15 protein-coding genes are annotated in these 16,668 nt (G+C 63.6%); 13 read left to right on the forward strand and 2 right to left on the reverse strand.

The annotated features are described in order from the left end of the window. Positions 1-5: 5 nt before the first annotated feature. Positions 6-1,307 carry an aspartate aminotransferase family protein gene (locus tag CDV46_RS24665; RefSeq protein WP_087687661.1) on the reverse strand — a complete coding sequence of 434 codons (1,302 nt, stop codon included), beginning with the start codon at positions 1,305-1,307 and terminating at the stop codon, positions 6-8. A 99-nt stretch (positions 1,308-1,406) separates the two neighbouring features. Here CDV46_RS24665 and CDV46_RS24670 point away from each other — a divergent pair, with 99 nt between their 5' ends. From CDV46_RS24670 to CDV46_RS24715, 12 genes are all read left to right on the forward strand, one after another. After that, on the forward strand, positions 1,407-2,321 hold the full coding sequence (locus tag CDV46_RS24670; RefSeq protein WP_176399180.1) for a LysR family transcriptional regulator: 915 nt from the start codon (positions 1,407-1,409) through the stop codon (positions 2,319-2,321). A gap of 161 nt (positions 2,322-2,482) precedes the next feature. Beyond that, entirely contained in the window at positions 2,483-2,611 is a 129-nt protein-coding gene (locus CDV46_RS27515) for a hypothetical protein (protein ID WP_254916211.1), read from the forward strand. Between the two features lie 214 nt (positions 2,612-2,825). After that, the gene (locus tag CDV46_RS24675; protein WP_087687659.1) at positions 2,826-4,154 is read left to right on the forward strand and encodes an LLM class flavin-dependent oxidoreductase; all 1,329 of its coding nucleotides are present in this window, start codon (positions 2,826-2,828) and stop codon (positions 4,152-4,154) included. Between the two features lie 53 nt (positions 4,155-4,207). After that, entirely contained in the window at positions 4,208-5,188 is a 981-nt protein-coding gene (locus CDV46_RS24680) for an aliphatic sulfonate ABC transporter substrate-binding protein (protein ID WP_087725592.1), read from the forward strand. A 77-nt stretch (positions 5,189-5,265) separates the two neighbouring features. Continuing rightward, the gene (locus CDV46_RS24685; RefSeq protein ID WP_087725594.1) at positions 5,266-6,735 is read left to right on the forward strand and encodes a putative sulfate exporter family transporter; all 1,470 of its coding nucleotides are present in this window, start codon (positions 5,266-5,268) and stop codon (positions 6,733-6,735) included. 41 nt (positions 6,736-6,776) lie between these two features. Beyond that, the gene (locus CDV46_RS27240) at positions 6,777-6,938 is read left to right on the forward strand and encodes a hypothetical protein (RefSeq protein WP_176399181.1); all 162 of its coding nucleotides are present in this window, start codon (positions 6,777-6,779) and stop codon (positions 6,936-6,938) included. Positions 6,939-7,150: 212 nt separating this feature from the next. Further along, positions 7,151-8,485, forward strand: coding sequence for an LLM class flavin-dependent oxidoreductase (locus CDV46_RS24690; protein WP_217896770.1), 1,335 nt, complete (start codon positions 7,151-7,153; stop codon positions 8,483-8,485). 63 nt (positions 8,486-8,548) lie between these two features. After that, a complete protein-coding gene (locus CDV46_RS24695) occupies positions 8,549-9,610 on the forward strand; it encodes an ABC transporter substrate-binding protein (protein ID WP_087725598.1) in 1,062 nt (353 codons plus the stop codon). Next, positions 9,607-10,422 carry an ABC transporter ATP-binding protein gene (locus CDV46_RS24700; protein ID WP_217896771.1) on the forward strand — a complete coding sequence of 272 codons (816 nt, stop codon included), beginning with the start codon at positions 9,607-9,609 and terminating at the stop codon, positions 10,420-10,422. Before CDV46_RS24695 ends, CDV46_RS24700 begins: the two co-directional genes overlap by 4 nt. Next, positions 10,419-11,225, forward strand: coding sequence for an ABC transporter permease (locus CDV46_RS24705; protein ID WP_087725600.1), 807 nt, complete (start codon positions 10,419-10,421; stop codon positions 11,223-11,225). The genes CDV46_RS24700 and CDV46_RS24705 overlap by 4 nt, the downstream gene beginning before the upstream one ends. Next, positions 11,218-12,057: an ABC transporter permease gene (locus CDV46_RS24710; RefSeq protein WP_176399182.1), complete on the forward strand. Its 840-nt coding sequence runs from the start codon at positions 11,218-11,220 to the stop codon at positions 12,055-12,057. Before CDV46_RS24705 ends, CDV46_RS24710 begins: the two co-directional genes overlap by 8 nt. Before the next feature lie 43 nt (positions 12,058-12,100). Then, positions 12,101-12,994, forward strand: a complete 894-nt coding sequence (locus CDV46_RS24715; RefSeq protein ID WP_087725604.1) for a sulfurtransferase — start codon at positions 12,101-12,103, stop codon at positions 12,992-12,994. Between the two features lie 63 nt (positions 12,995-13,057). Here CDV46_RS24715 and CDV46_RS24720 read toward each other — a convergent pair whose 3' ends face one another. Further along, a complete protein-coding gene (locus tag CDV46_RS24720) occupies positions 13,058-14,035 on the reverse strand; it encodes a LysR family transcriptional regulator (protein ID WP_087725606.1) in 978 nt (325 codons plus the stop codon). A 213-nt stretch (positions 14,036-14,248) separates the two neighbouring features. On the opposite strand from CDV46_RS24720, the gene CDV46_RS24725 reads away from it, so the two are divergent. After that, complete coding sequence (locus tag CDV46_RS24725) at positions 14,249-16,654, forward strand: penicillin-binding protein 1A (protein WP_087725608.1); 2,406 nt, start codon at positions 14,249-14,251, stop codon at positions 16,652-16,654. Positions 16,655-16,668 lie beyond the last annotated feature (14 nt).

Raw genomic sequence — 16,668 nt, forward strand, 5'->3', positions numbered from 1 at the left:
ACGCGTCAGAGCGATCGTTCGATAGCCTGCCCGAGCAGTGACAGGCCGAGGTCGATTTCCGCTTCGCTGACGGTGAGGGGCGGGGCGATCCGGAACACGCCGCCCATGCCCGGCAGTTGCACGATGTTCATGCTCAGGCCGAGGTTCATGCATTCGCGTGTGATGCGCGTGCCGAGGCCATCGGCCGGTTCCTTGGTGCGGCGGTCCTTCACGATTTCCATGCCCAGCAACAGGCCGCGGCCGCGCACGTCGCCGATGCATTCGAAGCGTTCCATCAGGTCCAGCAAGCCGGTCCGCAGGCGCTCGCCGATGACGTTGGCGCGGGCAACCAGACCATCACGCGCCACGACATCGAGAACACGCAGACCCACCGCAGCGGGTAACGGGTCGGAGACATGGGTCGTGTAGAACAGATAGCCGCGTTCGTGCGCACGTTCTTCGATCTCTGCGGACGTGACCACGGCGGCGAGGGGCAACCCGGCCCCGAGCGTCTTCGACAACGTGAGGATGTCGGGCGTGACGCCGTGGTGCTCGAACGCGAACATCGTGCCGGTGCGGCCCACGCCGGTCTGGGCTTCGTCGAGGATCAACAGCATGCCGCGCTCCTCGCATTTGCGTTTGAGCGCGGCCAGATAGCCCGGCGGCAGTTCGATGATGCCGCCCGAGCTGAGAATGGGCTCCGCGATAAAGGCGGCAAGATTGCCACTTGATTGCCGATCGATCAGGTCGAAGGCGTAGTCGAGTTCCGCGAGGTAATCGTACTGACCGTCGCGCAAAAAACGCGGGCGATACGTGAACGGGGCGGGGATCGCGAACGAGCCCACCGCCGCAGGCCCGACGCCCTTGCGGCCTGCGCTGTAGGTCGCCGACGCCGCCGCGCCGGTCATGCCATGCCACGACTGGGCAAACCCCACGATTTCGTACTTGCCGGTCACGAGCTTGGCCATGCGAATGGCCGCTTCGTTCGATTCCGCACCCGTGCTGAGCAACAGCGCGCGGTCGAGGCCCGGCGGCGTAATTTCCGCCAGCCGAGTGGCCAGATCGACCACCGGACGCGACAGCATGCCGCTGAACAAGTGATCGAGCTTGCCAACGTATTCCGTCACGACCGACACGATATCGGGGTGGCTGTGCCCGAGCACAGCGCTCATCTGTCCCGAGGTGAAGTCGAGAATCGCTCGGCCGTCGGCGTCGTAGACAAAGCTGCCCTGCGCACGCTCGATGATCGCGGGTTCGAACGTGCCGCCGTAGCGGATCAGATGTTGCCGGGCGTTCTGCCAAAAGGCAGCGTCTTGGTTCTTGGACACGCGGGATCTCCGGTAGACGAACGACGAAAGCTCAAGAGAAGGGCATCAACCGCTTGCAGTCTAAGCAGCGCTCTGCTTTCATAGAAGCGAATAATGCTAATGAAAGATAGAAGGGAATCTAATACCTTGAGCCTCTCACTGGACATCGATCTGCTGCGCTCGTTTGTCGCCATCGCGCAAGCGGGCTCGCTGAGCCGTGCGGCGCAGCGCATTTCGCGCACACAGTCGGCGCTGAGCCAGCAGATGAAGCGGCTGGAAGAAGTGGTCGATCAGCCGCTATTGCAGCGCACCGGACGTGGCGTGGTGTTGACGGGGGCCGGCGAGCGCTTGCTCGGGCACGCCCAGCGCCTGCTTCGGCTGCATGACGAAGCGCTGGCCGATATGACGGGGAAGGGCCTGAGCGGCACCCTTCGGTTTGGGTGTCCCGACGACTACGCCGCAGCGTTCCTGCCCGATCTGCTGCGGCAGTTCGCCAGCCAGCATCCTCAGGCGCTGGTGGAAGTGATCTGCGAGCCGACGCCCCGGTTATTGGAGCAATTGGCGCGCCACGCACTGGATCTGGCGCTGATTTCGCTGCCGGACACCTTGCCGCCCGGCGCCGTTGGCGACGACATCATCCGCCGCGAGCCGCTGGTCTGGATCGGCAGCCCGGGGCTCGAAGCGGCACTTTTCGATCCGCTGCTGCCGCGTGAGCCCGTACCCTTGGCGCTATCCGATCCGGACACGCTGGACCACATCGCCGCCTGCGAGGCCCTGCAAGCGGCGGGCGTGCCTTACCGAATCGCCTATGCGAGCAGCAATTTGGCGGGACTGACGGCACTGGCACGTTCCGGGCAGGCGCTGGCGGTCATGACCCAGACGGCGGTGCCATCGGACCTGCACGTGCTGAACGGTGTTCCCGGGCTGCCGCCGCTGCCGTCGGTCGGGATTACGGTAAAGTTCGACCGGGCCCGCCCGAATCATCTGTCGCAGGCGTTTGCCGATCACATCCGGCACACCCTGCCGATGTTGTAACCGAAGGTAAAAGACGCCGGTGATGGCCCCGGCGGACGGCATTTGTTGGACAATTGCGGGTTGTTTCAGCGCGCGTCGGCGCGTCTGGCTGTTTTGTTGAAGCGCGAGCGTCCGCTATCCGGAAACTCGTTCCCCATCAGTTCTGTATCGAAGAGGTCGATATGCTGTCGCGTTGCCTGGCGTTTTTCTTGTTGGTCGGTTCGTTGTTCGCGCTCGCGGGCTGCAACACGGTGGATGGCGTCGGTCAGGATATCTCGGGTGCTGCACGCACCGTGAAGAAGGCCCTCTAAGCCGTTCCGAAACCGTTGTTGTATCTGGCGGAACGGCGATTGCCAACGTGAATATCTTAATGAAAAGCCGTTGGTTCCGTTTCGCTGAACGCGTGCCTATAGTCGCTGCCACGGTTGCGCAGACGAATGCGCGAACCCGCCGAGGTGCGGGTAGCGTCGTCTTGCTGCCGGCATCGGGCCGCCCGGCCCGGTGAGTTCACCGACGGCAGGCACGATGGCAAAACGCGTTCATCTCAATTTGTTCATTCACGGCCGCGGCCACCATGAGGCCGGCTGGCGTCATTCGGGCGCGACGCGCCTGCCGCTGACCGATATCGACTATTTCGCCGGGCTTGCGCAAACCGCGGAGGCCGGGCGTTTCGATTCGGTATTTCTCGCCGACGCGCTGGCGCTTGCCGAAGCCGCCGAGCACGTTGCGACCGCGCAACTCGAACCCATCACTACCCTCGCTGCGCTGGCCTTCGCCACGCGGCATATCGGGTTGATTGCCACGGCGTCGACCACCTACACCGAGCCGTTCAATCTGGCGCGTCAGTTCGCGTCGCTCGATCACATCACCAAGGGCCGCATTGGCTGGAACATCGTCACGTCGTGGGTCGGTGCCGCCGCCAAGAACTTCGGACTCGATCAGCCGATCAGCCATGCCGAGCGCTACGCCCGTGCGAACGAATATCTGGAGGTCGTGACCGGCCTCTGGGATAGCTGGGCCGACGACGCCATTGTCGACGACGCCGCCACCGGCCGTTTCGTCGTGCCCGGTAAGGTGCGCAGCATCGATCACCGGGGCGACTACTACCGCGTGGCGGGGCCGCTCAATCTGCCGCGTTCGCCGCAAGGCTGGCCTGTGCTGGTGCAGGCAGGGTCGTCGCCTGACGGCAAAGCGTTCGCCGCGCGTTTTGGCGAAGCGATCTTCACCGCACATCTGACCAAAGCCTCGGCCCGCGACTTCTATCGCGATCTGAAGTCGGCGGCCGAAGCGCGTGGACGGCGTGCCGATCAGGTCGTGATCCTGCCCGGTTTGAGTGCCGCGATTGGCGCGACCGATGCCGAAGCCGTGGCGCTGCTCGAAGAACTCAATGGCCTGACCGACATCAGCGTTGGCCTTACCCGGCTTTCCGACCGCTTTGGCGGCTACGACTTCTCGCGTCTGCCACTCGACCAGCCGCTCTCTGTCGATGACTTCCCGAATCCCGCCACCGTGCAGGCTGCGAAAAGCCGGGCGGAAGTCATCGTCGGTCTCGTCGCTCGCGAGCGGCCGACCCTGCGTCGGCTGCTTCATCAACTCGCGGGCGCGCGTGGGCACTTCACATTCGCCGGATCGCCGGAGCGCATTGCCGACGTCATCGAAGACTGGGTCGACGATGGTGCGGCGGATGGCTTCAATCTCATGCCCCCGGTATTGCCTGCCCAACTCGATCTGTTCGTCGAGCACGTGGTGCCGATCCTGCAACGTCGCGGGCGGCTTCGCACGGAATACGACACGCACACTTTGCGCGCGCACTACGGGCTCGAACGCCCCGAAAACCGTCACTTCTCACGCTGAATTCATGAAACACCCCGTCTGCACGGGGCGACGCAAGCATTTCAAGGTTTGACATGGCAATCACTCGACGTACCGCACTTTCCTGGCTGGGCGCTACCACCGCCGCCGCGCTCGCAGCGGGGCAGGTGCCGCGCGCATTGGCCGCCGAAGCATGGCCCGGCGCAATTCGTATCGGCATTCAGAAAGGCGACCCGCTGGTGGCGCTGCGCGCGTCCGGCAAGCTTGAGGCGGCGTTGCGACCACACGGTGTGGCAGTGAAGTGGATCGAGTTTGTCTACGGCGCGCCGATGGTCGAGGCGATCAATTCAGGCGATGTCGATGTCGGTGTGGTGGGTTCGCCGCCGCCGATTCTCGCGCAAGCGGGTGCCGCACCGTCAGTGGTGTACGTCGCTGCCGGCAGCCGTTATCAGAATGGTTACGCCATCGTCGTGCCCGCCAATTCCACCGTGCGCACGATCGGCGATTTGCGCGGCAAAAAGATTGCTTTCGCGAAGGGCTCGCAAGGCCATTTGTTCGTGCTGCGTGCGCTGGCAGACGCGGGCGTTTCGCCGTCGGAGGTGCAGTTCGCCTACCTCTCGTATAGCGATGCGCGCGCGGCCATCGAACGCGGTTTCGTCGATGCGTGGTCGGTGCCGGACCCGCGCTATGCCGACGCCGAGATCGCGAGCCACGTGCGCACCATTCTCAAGATCGGCGAAGTGTCGGTGCCGCAGTACGCCTTCTACATCGGCGCGCGTACGTTCGCCGAGAAGTATCCGGCCACGCTGCGCACGCTGTTCGACACGCTGAGTACCGACATTACGGCGCGTCTGGCAAAGCCGGACGAAACGGCCGATTTACTGGCGCAGAACACTGGCGTGCCGCTCGACGTATGGAAGCGTGCCATCCCGCGTCTGGAATGGGGTGTGCAATACCCAATCACCCCTGACGTCCTCAAGGCACAGCAGGCGAACGCCGATCTGGCCTTCCAGACCCGTCTGATACCGCGCGCGGTCGACGTGCGACAGGCGGTCGTGGACATTCGTAAGGGCTGAACCCGGCAGGAGATAACAAAAGCCGGGTCACCCGGCATCGTCAAACACACTTCACGTCATTTGAAGGGGAATGCAGTATGGAGCAAGCCTCAACCACACCAGAGGTCTCGGCCGCCAAGCCGGTGAGCGAAGACTGGCTCGCCGTCATCATCGGCCTGATCATCGTTATCGCCGGGCTCACGGGCGTATCCGGTGCCGACCCGATCGGCTGGGTCGTCACGACACGCGTCTGGACCGACCCGGCAACGGCACTCGCGCCCGCGGCGTCGGGATACGCCCGCCTTGGCGGATTCACGGCCTTTGTCCTGACATGGATCGTTCTGAGCGCCGTGCTCTCGCTAGGCGTGGCCGCGTTACAGCAAGACGTTCGCCGCTTCGTCGTGCGCTTTTCCGTGTTGTTCTGGCTGGCGTATGCGAGCTGGTTTCTCGGCAGCTACGCCTATCTGGCGGCGGTTACGCCCGCCGAGCAAACCAAGTTCGGTATCGACTGGTCGCTGCGCCTCACCAACGAGGGTGGCTATATCGTCGCGCTGGTGGTCGGTCTGATCATCGCCAATGCCTTCCCGCGTGCTAGCGCGTGGCTCTCGGATGCGGTGCGTCCCGAGTGGTACATCAAGACAGCGATCGTCGTGCTGGGGGCGTTCATTGCTGTCACGGTGGCCGACCGGCTGACGTTCGCGTCGTCGATTCTGCTGCGTGGCGTAGCCGCCATCGTCGAGGCGTATCTGATCTATTGGGCGGTCGTCTATTACATCGCGCGCAAGTGGTTCCGCTTCCCGCGCGAGTGGGCGGTGCCGTTGGCCTCGGGCATCTCGATCTGCGGCGTCGCAGCGGCCATTTCAACCGGCAGCGCCATTCGTGCGCGGCCGGCGATTCCGGTGCTGGTGTCGTCACTGGTCGTGGTGTTCGCCGTCATTGAACTGCTGATTCTCCCGTTCCTCGCCCAGCATTTCCTCGCAGACGATCCGCTGGTCGCAGCGGCGTGGCTCGGGCTGGCGGTCAAGACTGATGGGGCGGCAGTTGCGGGTGGCGCGATCACCGAGGCGCTGATCAACGCGAAAGCGGCTGCGGGCGGCACGCACTACGCGGCAGGCTGGATCGTGGGCACGACGGCCACGATCAAGGTGTTCATCGACATCTTCATCGGCGTGTGGTCGTTCATCCTCGCGTACATCTGGACCAATCACATCAACGTCACCGACGCCTCGCAACGGGCTCGTCCGCGCGAGATCTGGGAGCGGTTTCCGAAGTTCATCATCGGCTTTGTCGTGACGTTCGCGCTTGCACTGGGCCTGTCGCTCGCCGCCGGACCGGAAGCCGCAGCGAAGATCAAGGGCGCTGTGGGGGAGGCCAACAACTTCCGCGTCATCTTCTTCGTCCTGACGTTCTTCTCGATCGGTCTGCTGTCGAACTTCCGCAAGCTTTGGTCCGAGGGCATCGGCAAGCTCGCAGCGGTGTACGTCATCAGCCTGTTCGGCTTCGTCATCTGGGTGGGCCTGTTGATCTCGTGGCTGTTCTTCCACGGGGTGAAGCCGCCGCTGGCGTAAGTCTTGCCGCCCCAACGTTCTCACATCACAGGAGTCTCACCATGTCTGACCTCGACAACCTGTCGAAAGCCATCGCGCAAGCGCCGGAGGAGCCGCTGCTGCCGATCGAGAAGAAATTGATCGGCTGGAGTCTGGGCATCGGCATCGCGCTGCTGGTCGTGCTCGGCATCATCAATCACTACCTGCCGGTGGCGACGGTATAGCGTCGCAAGCGTGTTTCTGTTTGTGTGAATTTGCTTAGCAGATATTCGAATTTGTCATCAGGCAACCGAACTCTATACTGGGTTGCGACTGCGTGCGGGGCGGCTTGTGCCGCCCTCGCCGCCGTCACTGTGGTCCGGGAAGACAACTGAGCAGGCGCTGCCAACGAAGTTACCCGCGCCGGTCTCTTACTCCGTTTTTCCGAATACCTCGCATGCCTACGAATGCCCCGCGACAAATGAACCTGGCCGCCTACGTCATGGCGGGCCCGGTGTCTGGTCACCATGGCGGCTGGCGCTATCCCTCGGCGCAGCACGACATTCTCAACGTCAAGTTCTATCGCGACATCGGGCGTCTGCTCGAAGCCGGCAAGTTCGACATGATCTTCCTGCCGGACATTCAGGCGTTGCCGCGCCGTCTCGGCGACAGCCTCGACTCGCAACTGCGTCACGGTGCACTCGGCGCGCTGCGTCTCGATCCGCTTGTCGTACTGTCGGCGCTGGCCGCCAGCACCGACAAGCTCGGGTTGGCCGCCACGATTTCAACGTCCTACTTCACGCCGTTTCATGTGGCCCGCGCACTGGCATCGCTCGATCATTTGAGCGCCGGGCGCGTAGCGTGGAATATCGTGACGTCGTTTCAAGATGCCGAAGCGCGCAACTTCGGCTTGGCCGAGCAACTGTCGCGTGAAGACCGTTACGACCGCGCCGACGAGTTCGTGGAAGTGGCGTGCAAGCTCTGGAATAGCTGGCACGACGACGCCCTGACGCTCGATCGCGCCACGCCGCAGTTCGCCGATCCGTCGCGTGTGGCGCCCATCTCGCACCATGGCAAGTGGTTCGACGTTGAAGGGCCGCTGAACGTGAGCCGTCCGCCGCAAGGCCGCCCAGTGTTTATTCAGGCGGGCGCCTCGGCCCGCGGCAAGGATTTCGCGGCGAAGTGGGCCGACGTGATCTTCGTCACACACTCATCGCAAGAGTCTGCGCAAAACTTCTATCGCGATATCAAGGAGCGTGCGGTGCAACACGGCCGTAACCCTGACGACGTGAAAATTCTGCTAGGCATGGTGCCCGTCGTAGGCGAGACCGATGCCATCGCGCGCGACAAACAAGCGTTGCTCGACGAGTTGTGCGATCCCGAAGCCGGACTCTCCACGCTGTCGTATCAGTTGGACATCGACCTGTCGCCATTCCCGCAGGACGGCGTGCTGCCCGATCTCGAAGTCGGCGGCGTGCAGGGTCACTACAAGGAAGTGGCGGAGCTCACGCGTAAGCAGGGGCTGTCGCTGCGCGAGATCGGCAAGCGTTACGGCATCGGCCCGCTGCGCGACTTCAACGGGTCGGGCGCTGCCGTGGCCGACACGATGCAGCAATGGTTCGATGCGCGCGCCTGCGACGGCTTCATGGTGCAGATGCCGTATCTGCCGGGCGGCGTGGAGGACTTCGTGCGCCTCGTCGTGCCCGAACTGCAATCGCGCGGCAGCTTCCGTGCCGAGTACGACGGCGCGACGCTGCGTGACCACCTCGGTCTCGCGCGCCCCGCGCACTAAGCCATTTGCGCCATTTGCGCCATTTGCCAACGCACACATAACAACGACTTCTCGCACACTGCCATGTCTTCCCATTCCTCTTCGCGTGACTCGTCGGTCAATGGCCGACGCAACTTTATCAAGCAGGGCGCCGCAGTGGCTGCGGCCTTATCGCTACCGGCATTCCCGATGATCGCCCGTGCGGCACCGCCCGTGATTCGCTATGCCAGCGCTGGCGTCGTGGGGCCGGGTGAGCTCGAAACGGTGATCTTCAGCGACTGGTTCAAGGCGAACGTGCTGAAGCGTCACGGCAAGGAATACGTCATCGAGACGACCACCGCGCGCGGTACGCCCGGGGTGGCCACGCTGCTGGCTGCCGAGCAGGCCGATCTCGGCACGCTCGCGTTCACGAGCCTTGCCACCACGGTTGCGCAGGACGCTGTGCCGGGTGGCGTGACGGCCGTTGCCGAAATCCACCGCGATGCCGTGCAGGGCTATGCGTCCAATCCGTTTGTGGTGCTGGCCGACAGCCCGATTCGCACGATTGCCGATCTCAAGGGCAAGACCGTGGCCGTGAACGCGTTCAACGGCAGTGTCGACATCATTCTGCGCATCGCGCTTCAGGCCCACGGTCTGGACCCGCGCAAGGACGTGCGTGTGGTGGAAATGCCGTTCGGCAACATCGGTCCGGCATTGCGTCAGAAGCGCATTGACGCCGGTGTACTGGCCATGCCGTTCCAAGTCGACGAGGCGAAGAAGGGTGGCATTCGTACGGTGTTCGATGCCGTGGGCGTCGTGCCGCCGTACCCGGTCCTGTTCCAGAGCGCCCGTACCCGTTTCCTGAAGTCGCAGCCCGCCGCCGTGCGCGCTTGGCTGGCGGACTACGTGGATGCACAGCGCTGGATCTATGACCCGGCCAATCGCAAACAGGTCGTGGCGCTCACAGCTGATCTGGCGAAGACACCTGCGGCGTCGCTAGACGAGTATTTCCTCACGGCAAAGGATTTTTATCGCGACCCGAACGCGACGATCTCGGCGGCGAGCTTGCAGCCGCCCATCGACGCGATGGCCAAGCTCGGGTTGCTGCCCAAGCCCGTGACGATTGCGCCGTACGTCGACGCGTCTTATCTTCCGCATCGCGTATGAGCGACGCAGCCTCCCACGACAGCCTGCCGGCGATTCACGTCGCCGGATTGTCGAAGTCGTTCGACAAGGGCGGTGAATCGGTGCTCGCGCTCGATCGCATCGATCTGGACGTGCCGGCGGGCAAGCTCGTGTCGTTGGTCGGGCCTTCGGGCTGCGGCAAGAGCACGTTGCTCTACATCCTCGGCGGCTTCGTTCAAGCCTCACAAGGGGTTTGCTCGACATTCGGCAACGCCATTACCGGCCCGGGTGTCGACCGGGGCATCGTGTTTCAGGAATACGCGCTGTTCCCGTGGCTCACGGTGTACGACAACATCGCCTACGGTTTGCGCCGCAAGGGCGTGGATGCCGACACGGTGGCCCGCACCGTCGAGCGCTATATCGCACTGATCCATTTGAAGGGATTCGAGCGTCGCTTTCCCCGCGAACTGTCGGGCGGCATGCGTCAACGTGTGGCGTTGGCGCGCACGTTCGCGAGCGATCCGAAGATTCTGCTGCTTGACGAGCCTTTTGGCGCGCTTGACGCACAGACCCGCGAGTTCATGCAGGACGAACTGCTGAGCTTGTGGTCGGCGTCGGGCAAAACCGCCGTATTGGTGACGCACGATATCGACGAGGCCGTGTACCTCTCGGACACTATTTATGTGATGTCACGCCGTCCGGGGCGGATCGTCAAACGCATCGACGTCGATCTGGACCGCACGCTGGGCCGCGAGACCACCATGCTTTCCGAGCGCTTCGCGGCGTTGCGCAACGATGTCTGGCTGACTGTCCGTGAGCAAGTGCGCGGCACCGAGCATGAGGAGATCGCATGAGCGGGGCAACGCTACCGGCGCCGGTCGTCCGCCGCTTGCCCGGCGCGCGCGCGCTGACGGGCGTGGTGTCGGTCGCATTGTTGTTCGTCCTGTGGCACGCCGCGACGCGCTGGCAGTGGTTGCCGGAGGGTTTCGTGCCGCCGATGGGTGACGTCTGGCGTGCCATGCTGCATCTCGCTCGCACGGGTGAACTTTGGGACAACCTTGCCGCGACCCTTCGCGCGAGTGTCTGGGGGCTGGCTGCCGGGTTGCTGATCGGCGTGCCGACGGGCTTGCTGATGGCAACATCGAGCGTGTTCGAGCGCATCGTATCGCCGGTGGTGCGCTCCACTTATGCCTTACCGAAGACGACGCTGATTCCGTTGCTCGTGCTGTGGTTCGGCGTGGGCGGCTTGACCAATATCGTTGTCATCGCCGTGACGACTACGCTGCCGCTGATCGTCTACACCTTGCGGGGTGCGCAAGAGGTGCCGCACGTGCTGCTGTGGAGCGCACGTTCGCTCGGCACGTCGCGGGCCGAGTTGCTCTGGCGTGTGGTGTTGCCGGGGGCGATGCCGCAGATTCTCACGGGCGTTCGCGTCGCGTTCGGCTTCACGCTGCTGGTCGCCATCTCGTGCGAGATGATCGTGGCGAATCAGGGCATCGGTAAGTTGATATCGCAATACGGCGACCAAGGCAGTTACGACTATCTGTTTGCCGCGCTACTGGTGACGACAGTGATTGCCTATCTGGCCGATCTTGCACTCCGGCGGGCCAGTCAGTTCTGGCTGCGCTGGCATGAAACGACACAACATCATGACTAAGGCGACCATATTGAATGGTCCGGTGGCGGCACAGGCGGCACAGGCGGCGCAGAAGGGCGACGCCCCGGGGCGGAAGCGCCCCGCGGGCCTGCTTCACTGGATTGAGCGCTGGATTGCGCTCGCTGTGCTTTTGGCGCTCTGGCAAATTGCGACGCATTACGGCTGGGTGAGGGCGGTCTTTCTGCCGTCACCGTCAGTCGTGTTCGGCACGCTGTGGCAACTCGTCTCGACCGGGGAGTTGTTCTCCACGCTGGGCACCAGTCTCTGGCGAGCTTTCGCGGGCGTTGGGCTGGCGGCACTCGTGGGCATTCCGGCGGGCTTCCTGATGGCGGAGTCCCGGTTCTGCCGCTGGTGGCTCTCGCCCTATGTCGCGTTTGGTTTTCCGTTGCCGAAGATTGCACTGATCCCGGTGCTGACCGCGTGGTTCGGCATGGATAGCCTCTCGAAGGTGATTCTGGTGTTTGCCACCTGCGTGTTCCCGTTCATCGTGGCGGCGCAGTCCGGGGCATCGCTGATTTCGCAGAAGCTGCGCTGGGCGGCGTTTTCGCTCGGCACGAAGCGCAGCGAATTGTTCTGGCTGATTCTGTTGCCTGCCACGGTACCGTCGATGTTGTCGGGGCTTCGTATCGCGCTGCCGATCGGACTCATTACGGTATTTACCGCCGAGATGGTCACGGGAGGAGGGCTTGGCGAGGCGATTGTGCAAGCGCAGCGATACTTCCAGTCGCCGCAGGTATATGCCTATGTGATCGTGACGATGGTCGTCGGTTATTTCGCCGACGCGGGCATCGCGTGGTTGCAACGGCGGTTTGCCGCATGGGCTACCGAGTGAATTTTCGGTCCGCCGCGACCGCATTCTGACTTTCGATTTGAAAATGACTGCCACATCCCTAACACCGGTCATTGAACCGGGCTATCTCGTGAACACGGCGTGGCTCGCCGAGAATCTGCATCGTGCCGACCTGCGTTTGTTCGATTGCAGCGCGACGATGGTAGTCGATCCCGTCATCAAGCAACGTGTACAGCCGGAGCGTGCGGCCTTTGAAGCGGCTCACATTCCGGGCGCTCAGTTCATTGACATCGATGCGCAGCTGTCGGATCGCAATCACCCAATTCACCTGATGCTGCCGCCGCCGGAAGCCTTCAAGTCAGCAGTGGAAGCGCTGGGCATTCGCAACGACAGCCTCGTCGTCATCTACAGCACCGGCACGCCGTGGTGGGCCACGCGTGTGTGGTGGATGCTGCGTGTCTATGGATTTACCAATGCGCATCTGCTCGACGGCGGTCTGGCCACGTGGCAGGCCGAGGGGTATCCGGCAGAGCGAGGCGCGGCGGCTGCCCCGGCGCGCGGTGAGTTCACGGTGGCGCCGCCGTTGCCCTATGTGGCCGAGCGTGCCGACGTGGTGCAGGCACTACATGCAACGGATGTTCGGCTGATCAATGCGCTGCGCCCCGCGCAGTACAGCGGCGAGGAAGTGCCGCGCAAGGGCCGTCCCGGTCACATTCCCGGCAGTATCAACGTCTCTGCGGCGAGCCTGCTCGATGCTTCGACGGGGCAGTTGCTTGACGACACCGGGTTGCGGGCGCGCTTCGCTGCGGCAGATATCGGGCCGGAACGCGCCGTCATCGCTTACTGCGGCGGCGGTGTGTCGGCAAGCCTCGTCGTCTTCGCGCTGATGAAGCTGGGGCATCCCAATGTGCGCCTGTACGACGCGTCGCTCGGCGAATGGGGGAGTGCGCCCGAGTTGCCGATGCAGGTCGACGTTTAAGAGCAGCCTGGCGCGAGTGTGTCGTGAGCTTGGGGGCGGTCATCGCACCCCGGACTCGCGCGTTCACAACATTGCGTCCGCCGGGCGTGCAATCCCTAGCTTGCCGATATCAACCGCGCGGCGGCGGGCAAACTGCCGGCATTCCTGCAAGAGCCATGCGTTGAACACGCTGGCCGCCGGGGAATTCGCACTGCGTGAAATCATCCAGTAAGAGGCGGGCGAGCGCACCGCGACCGGTACAACCGGCACCAACCGCCCGTCACGCAACTCATTCGTCAAGAGCGACACCCGGGCAATTGCGACGCCCTGATGGTTGAGCGCCGCGCTGAACGCCATGCTCGCGAGATTGAAATGGGGCCCGTCCACGTGGCGAATCGCTGCGGGCTGCACCGCCGTCATCCATGCCCGCCATTCGGCAGAGGCATCCGCCCCGGTCCACGCGGCGGCGTCATGCAACAACACACACGACTTGTCGATGCGCCCCTTGGCCGCTGCCGGATTGCGTTGCAGATAGGTCGGCGTGGCGACGGGCAATAACCACTCGTCGAGCAACAGCGCATGCACGTCGGTCAGCGGGAAATCGTCCACCGAGTAACGAATGGCGACGTCTACGCCGGTCGTGTCGTCGTCAGGCATGCCGACCGCAGTGAACTCCGCGTTGAGCTGCACCGGGTTTCGCTCGAAGTGCTGATGAAAATCCGGCAGTCGCGACACGAGCCAATGCAGCGCGAACGACGGGCAGCAACCGACGCGCACCGGCTCGTCCGTGCTGGCAATCCGCACGAGCGTGGTCTCGATCTCGTCGAAGGCCCGCTGCGTGCCTTCCAGCAGCATTTCCCCCTCTCGAGTGAGCGTCAGGCTGCGATGGCCGCGCACGAATAACGCATAGCCCAGCCGCTTTTCCAACTGCCGGATCTGTTGACTGATAGCGCTTTGGGTCAGGCTGAGCGCATCCGCCGCGCGGGTGAAGCTCAGCAACCGGGCAGCAGTGGCAAAGCAACGCAGGGCGCCGAGCAAAGCGGCGTCGATGGGTTTTCGCATTAGCGTGATTAATGCCTGAGTAAGGAAATATCGCTTGTCCGTCGCCCGGCGCTTCGCAGAGTATGGCTGCCGGGTCTGGCTGATTCTTGGCGATTCATGCGGATTGTAGAGCACCTCTCTCGCGCTCGTATGGCGTGCCATCGGTGTTCTCGTGACATCCATACATTAGCCAGACTTGTCGATTGGTTCGGTTATTGAAGGAATGGTTCACGGATGAATGAAAGGAATTTCGACGCGCACGCGCAGGGCCCCGAAGGCGGTGGCCCCACGCCACCCCCGGCGCGAAAGGCCCGGCGTTGGCTGAAGTGGTTGTTGTTCGTGATGGTGGCCGGAATCACGGCGTTCGGTGCGCTTGCGGCCTATGTGATCGTGGTTGTGTACCCGGAACTGCCGCCCGTGGCCGTGCTTGGCGAATATCGCCCGGCCCAACCCTTGCGCATCTATTCGGCGGACAACCAGCTGCTGGCCGAATACGGCATCGAGAAGCGTATTCCCCTGACGTATGACCAGATTCCCGCACATCTGCGCGATGCGCTTCTGGCCACCGAAGACGCCGATTTCTTTGCCCACGGTGGCGTCGATTTCCCCGGTCTGATTCGCGCCAGTGTTGCCAACGCGATGCACGGCGGCAAGGCGCAGGGCGGCAGCACGATCACGATGCAACTGGCACGTAACTTCTTTCTCACGCGAAAGAAGACCTACGCGCGCAAGTTGTACGAAATTCTGCTCGCCATCAAGATCGAGCGCACGTTGAGCAAGCCGCAGATCCTGACGCTGTACATGAACCAGATTTATCTGGGCGAACGTGCTTATGGTTTCGGGGCTGCGGCGCGCGTCTATTACGGCAAGCCGGTCGAAGCACTGACGCTCGACGAATGCGCCATGCTCGCAGGGCTTCCCAAAGCCCCGGCAGCGTTCAATCCGATCGTCGATCCGGCGCGGGCACGCACGCGGCAGCTTTACGTGCTCGGCCGCATGTTGCAATCCGGTGTGATTTCGCGCGAAGACTTTGCCGCTGCGTCGGCTGCGCCGCCGTTCTCGCCACGGGCCGTGACCGGCCGCGATATTCCGGCCGATGCCGTCACCGAGACGGTGCGCAAGATGATCGTGAAAGATTACGGCGATGAAGCCTACGAATTGGGGCTGCGCGTCTGGACAACTGTCGACACGCAACGTCAGCGCGCTGCGGCCGATGCCGTGTTGCGCGGCGTCGAGGCATATCAGGCGCGCCAGCCGTATCCCGGCGCAGAAACGCGGGTGCGGGAAGACCTGCGCGCACAACTCGACCTTCGCGCCGGACTGACACCGGCGCTCGCGGCGTACCTGAAGCAGCGGCCCGACTACCCGGGCTTGAGCGTTGGCGTGGTGGTCCATGTCGATGGCGCGGCGAAAGGCGCGAACGCTGGCCGCGTCACCGTGCTGATGGAAGATGGCCGGCACGCCACCGCTGCGCAGGCTTCGACCAAGCAACGTGTCCATGTCGGCGACGTCGTGCGCATGCGAACGCTTGCGAACGGCGCCTTCCAATTGAGCGCGATGCCCACCGTGCAGGCGGCGCTCATTTCGATCTCGCCCGAAGATGGCGCGATTCTCGCGATGATCGGCGACAGCGGCATGTCGGGCCAGCATCTCAATCACGCGACGCAGGCGTGGCGTCAGCCGGGCTCGGCGTTCAAGCCGTTCCTGTATGCGGCAGCGATTGCCAAGGGGTACGGGCCTTCGACGCAGGTCTTCGACTTGCCGCTGGAGATCCGGCCGGCGCCCGGTGCACCGATCTGGCGACCCAAGGCGGGCGGCGCCCCACTTGGGGAACTGTCGTTGCAGACAGCGTTGGCCAAGTCTCGCAACCTCGTCGCGATTCGTCTCGTGCAGGCGATTGGTCCGGCTTACGCGCGCGACTTTGCCGTACAGACCTTCGGTTTCGACAAGGACAAGATTCCGGCCAACTTGCCGATGGCTTTGGGGGCGGGGGCCGTCACGCCGTTGCAGATGGCAGTGGGCTACGCCGTGTTCGCCAATGGTGGCGAGCGCGTGGCGCCGTATCTCGTGTCGCGCATCGTCGATAGCCGCGGGGCAGAGCTGTTCCATGTGCGTCCGGAACGTGTGCGCGTGATGTCGCCGGCGACCAGCTATCTCACGTCGCAGATGCTGCGCGAAGTTGCGCAACACGGCACCGCGTCGGCCACTCGCGTGCTTGGCCGCAGCGACATTGGGGGCAAGACCGGCACCACCAACGACTATCGCGACGGCTGGTTTGCCGGTTTCCAGCAAAGCGCTGCGACGGTGGTCTGGATGGGGCACGACACGCCACGCTCGTTGGGGCGCAGCGAGTGGGCCTCGCGCACGGCATTGCCGGTGTGGATCGATTACATGAAGCAGGCTCTCGATGGCGTTCCGCAGGCAACTGTCGTCGTGCCCGATGACATTACCGTTGCCGGCGATGTCGCTTACGACAAGGCGTTTCAGCCGGGCAATGGCTTCGTGGAGAAGCTGAGTCCCGACGGCGTGGCGCTGTCGCAACCGGCTAGCGGGGATGACGAGGAGGGTGACGACGCTCAAGCCGCGACTGCCGCGAAGTCCGAGCGCGATCGCATCTTGCAGTACTTCATCAACGAGTGAATGACGCGTCGCGG

This window comes from Pandoraea sp. PE-S2T-3 (assembly GCF_002179965.1).
Classification (GTDB): domain Bacteria; phylum Pseudomonadota; class Gammaproteobacteria; order Burkholderiales; family Burkholderiaceae; genus Pandoraea.

Coding starts and splice junctions, on each gene's coding strand:
- CDV46_RS24670 (WP_176399180.1), top strand. CDS start 1,407: ATGAAAGATAGAAGGGAATCTAATACCTTGAGCCTCTCACTGGACATC.
- CDV46_RS27515 (WP_254916211.1), top strand. CDS start 2,483: ATGCTGTCGCGTTGCCTGGCGTTTTTCTTGTTGGTCGGTTCGTTGTTC.
- CDV46_RS24675 (WP_087687659.1), top strand. CDS start 2,826: ATGGCAAAACGCGTTCATCTCAATTTGTTCATTCACGGCCGCGGCCAC.
- CDV46_RS24680 (WP_087725592.1), top strand. CDS start 4,208: ATGGCAATCACTCGACGTACCGCACTTTCCTGGCTGGGCGCTACCACC.
- CDV46_RS24685 (WP_087725594.1), top strand. CDS start 5,266: ATGGAGCAAGCCTCAACCACACCAGAGGTCTCGGCCGCCAAGCCGGTG.
- CDV46_RS27240 (WP_176399181.1), top strand. CDS start 6,777: ATGTCTGACCTCGACAACCTGTCGAAAGCCATCGCGCAAGCGCCGGAG.
- CDV46_RS24690 (WP_217896770.1), top strand. CDS start 7,151: ATGCCTACGAATGCCCCGCGACAAATGAACCTGGCCGCCTACGTCATG.
- CDV46_RS24695 (WP_087725598.1), top strand. CDS start 8,549: ATGTCTTCCCATTCCTCTTCGCGTGACTCGTCGGTCAATGGCCGACGC.
- CDV46_RS24700 (WP_217896771.1), top strand. CDS start 9,607: ATGAGCGACGCAGCCTCCCACGACAGCCTGCCGGCGATTCACGTCGCC.
- CDV46_RS24705 (WP_087725600.1), top strand. CDS start 10,419: ATGAGCGGGGCAACGCTACCGGCGCCGGTCGTCCGCCGCTTGCCCGGC.
- CDV46_RS24710 (WP_176399182.1), top strand. CDS start 11,218: ATGACTAAGGCGACCATATTGAATGGTCCGGTGGCGGCACAGGCGGCA.
- CDV46_RS24715 (WP_087725604.1), top strand. CDS start 12,101: ATGACTGCCACATCCCTAACACCGGTCATTGAACCGGGCTATCTCGTG.
- CDV46_RS24720 (WP_087725606.1), bottom strand. CDS start 14,035: ATGCGAAAACCCATCGACGCCGCTTTGCTCGGCGCCCTGCGTTGCTTT.
- CDV46_RS24725 (WP_087725608.1), top strand. CDS start 14,249: ATGAATGAAAGGAATTTCGACGCGCACGCGCAGGGCCCCGAAGGCGGT.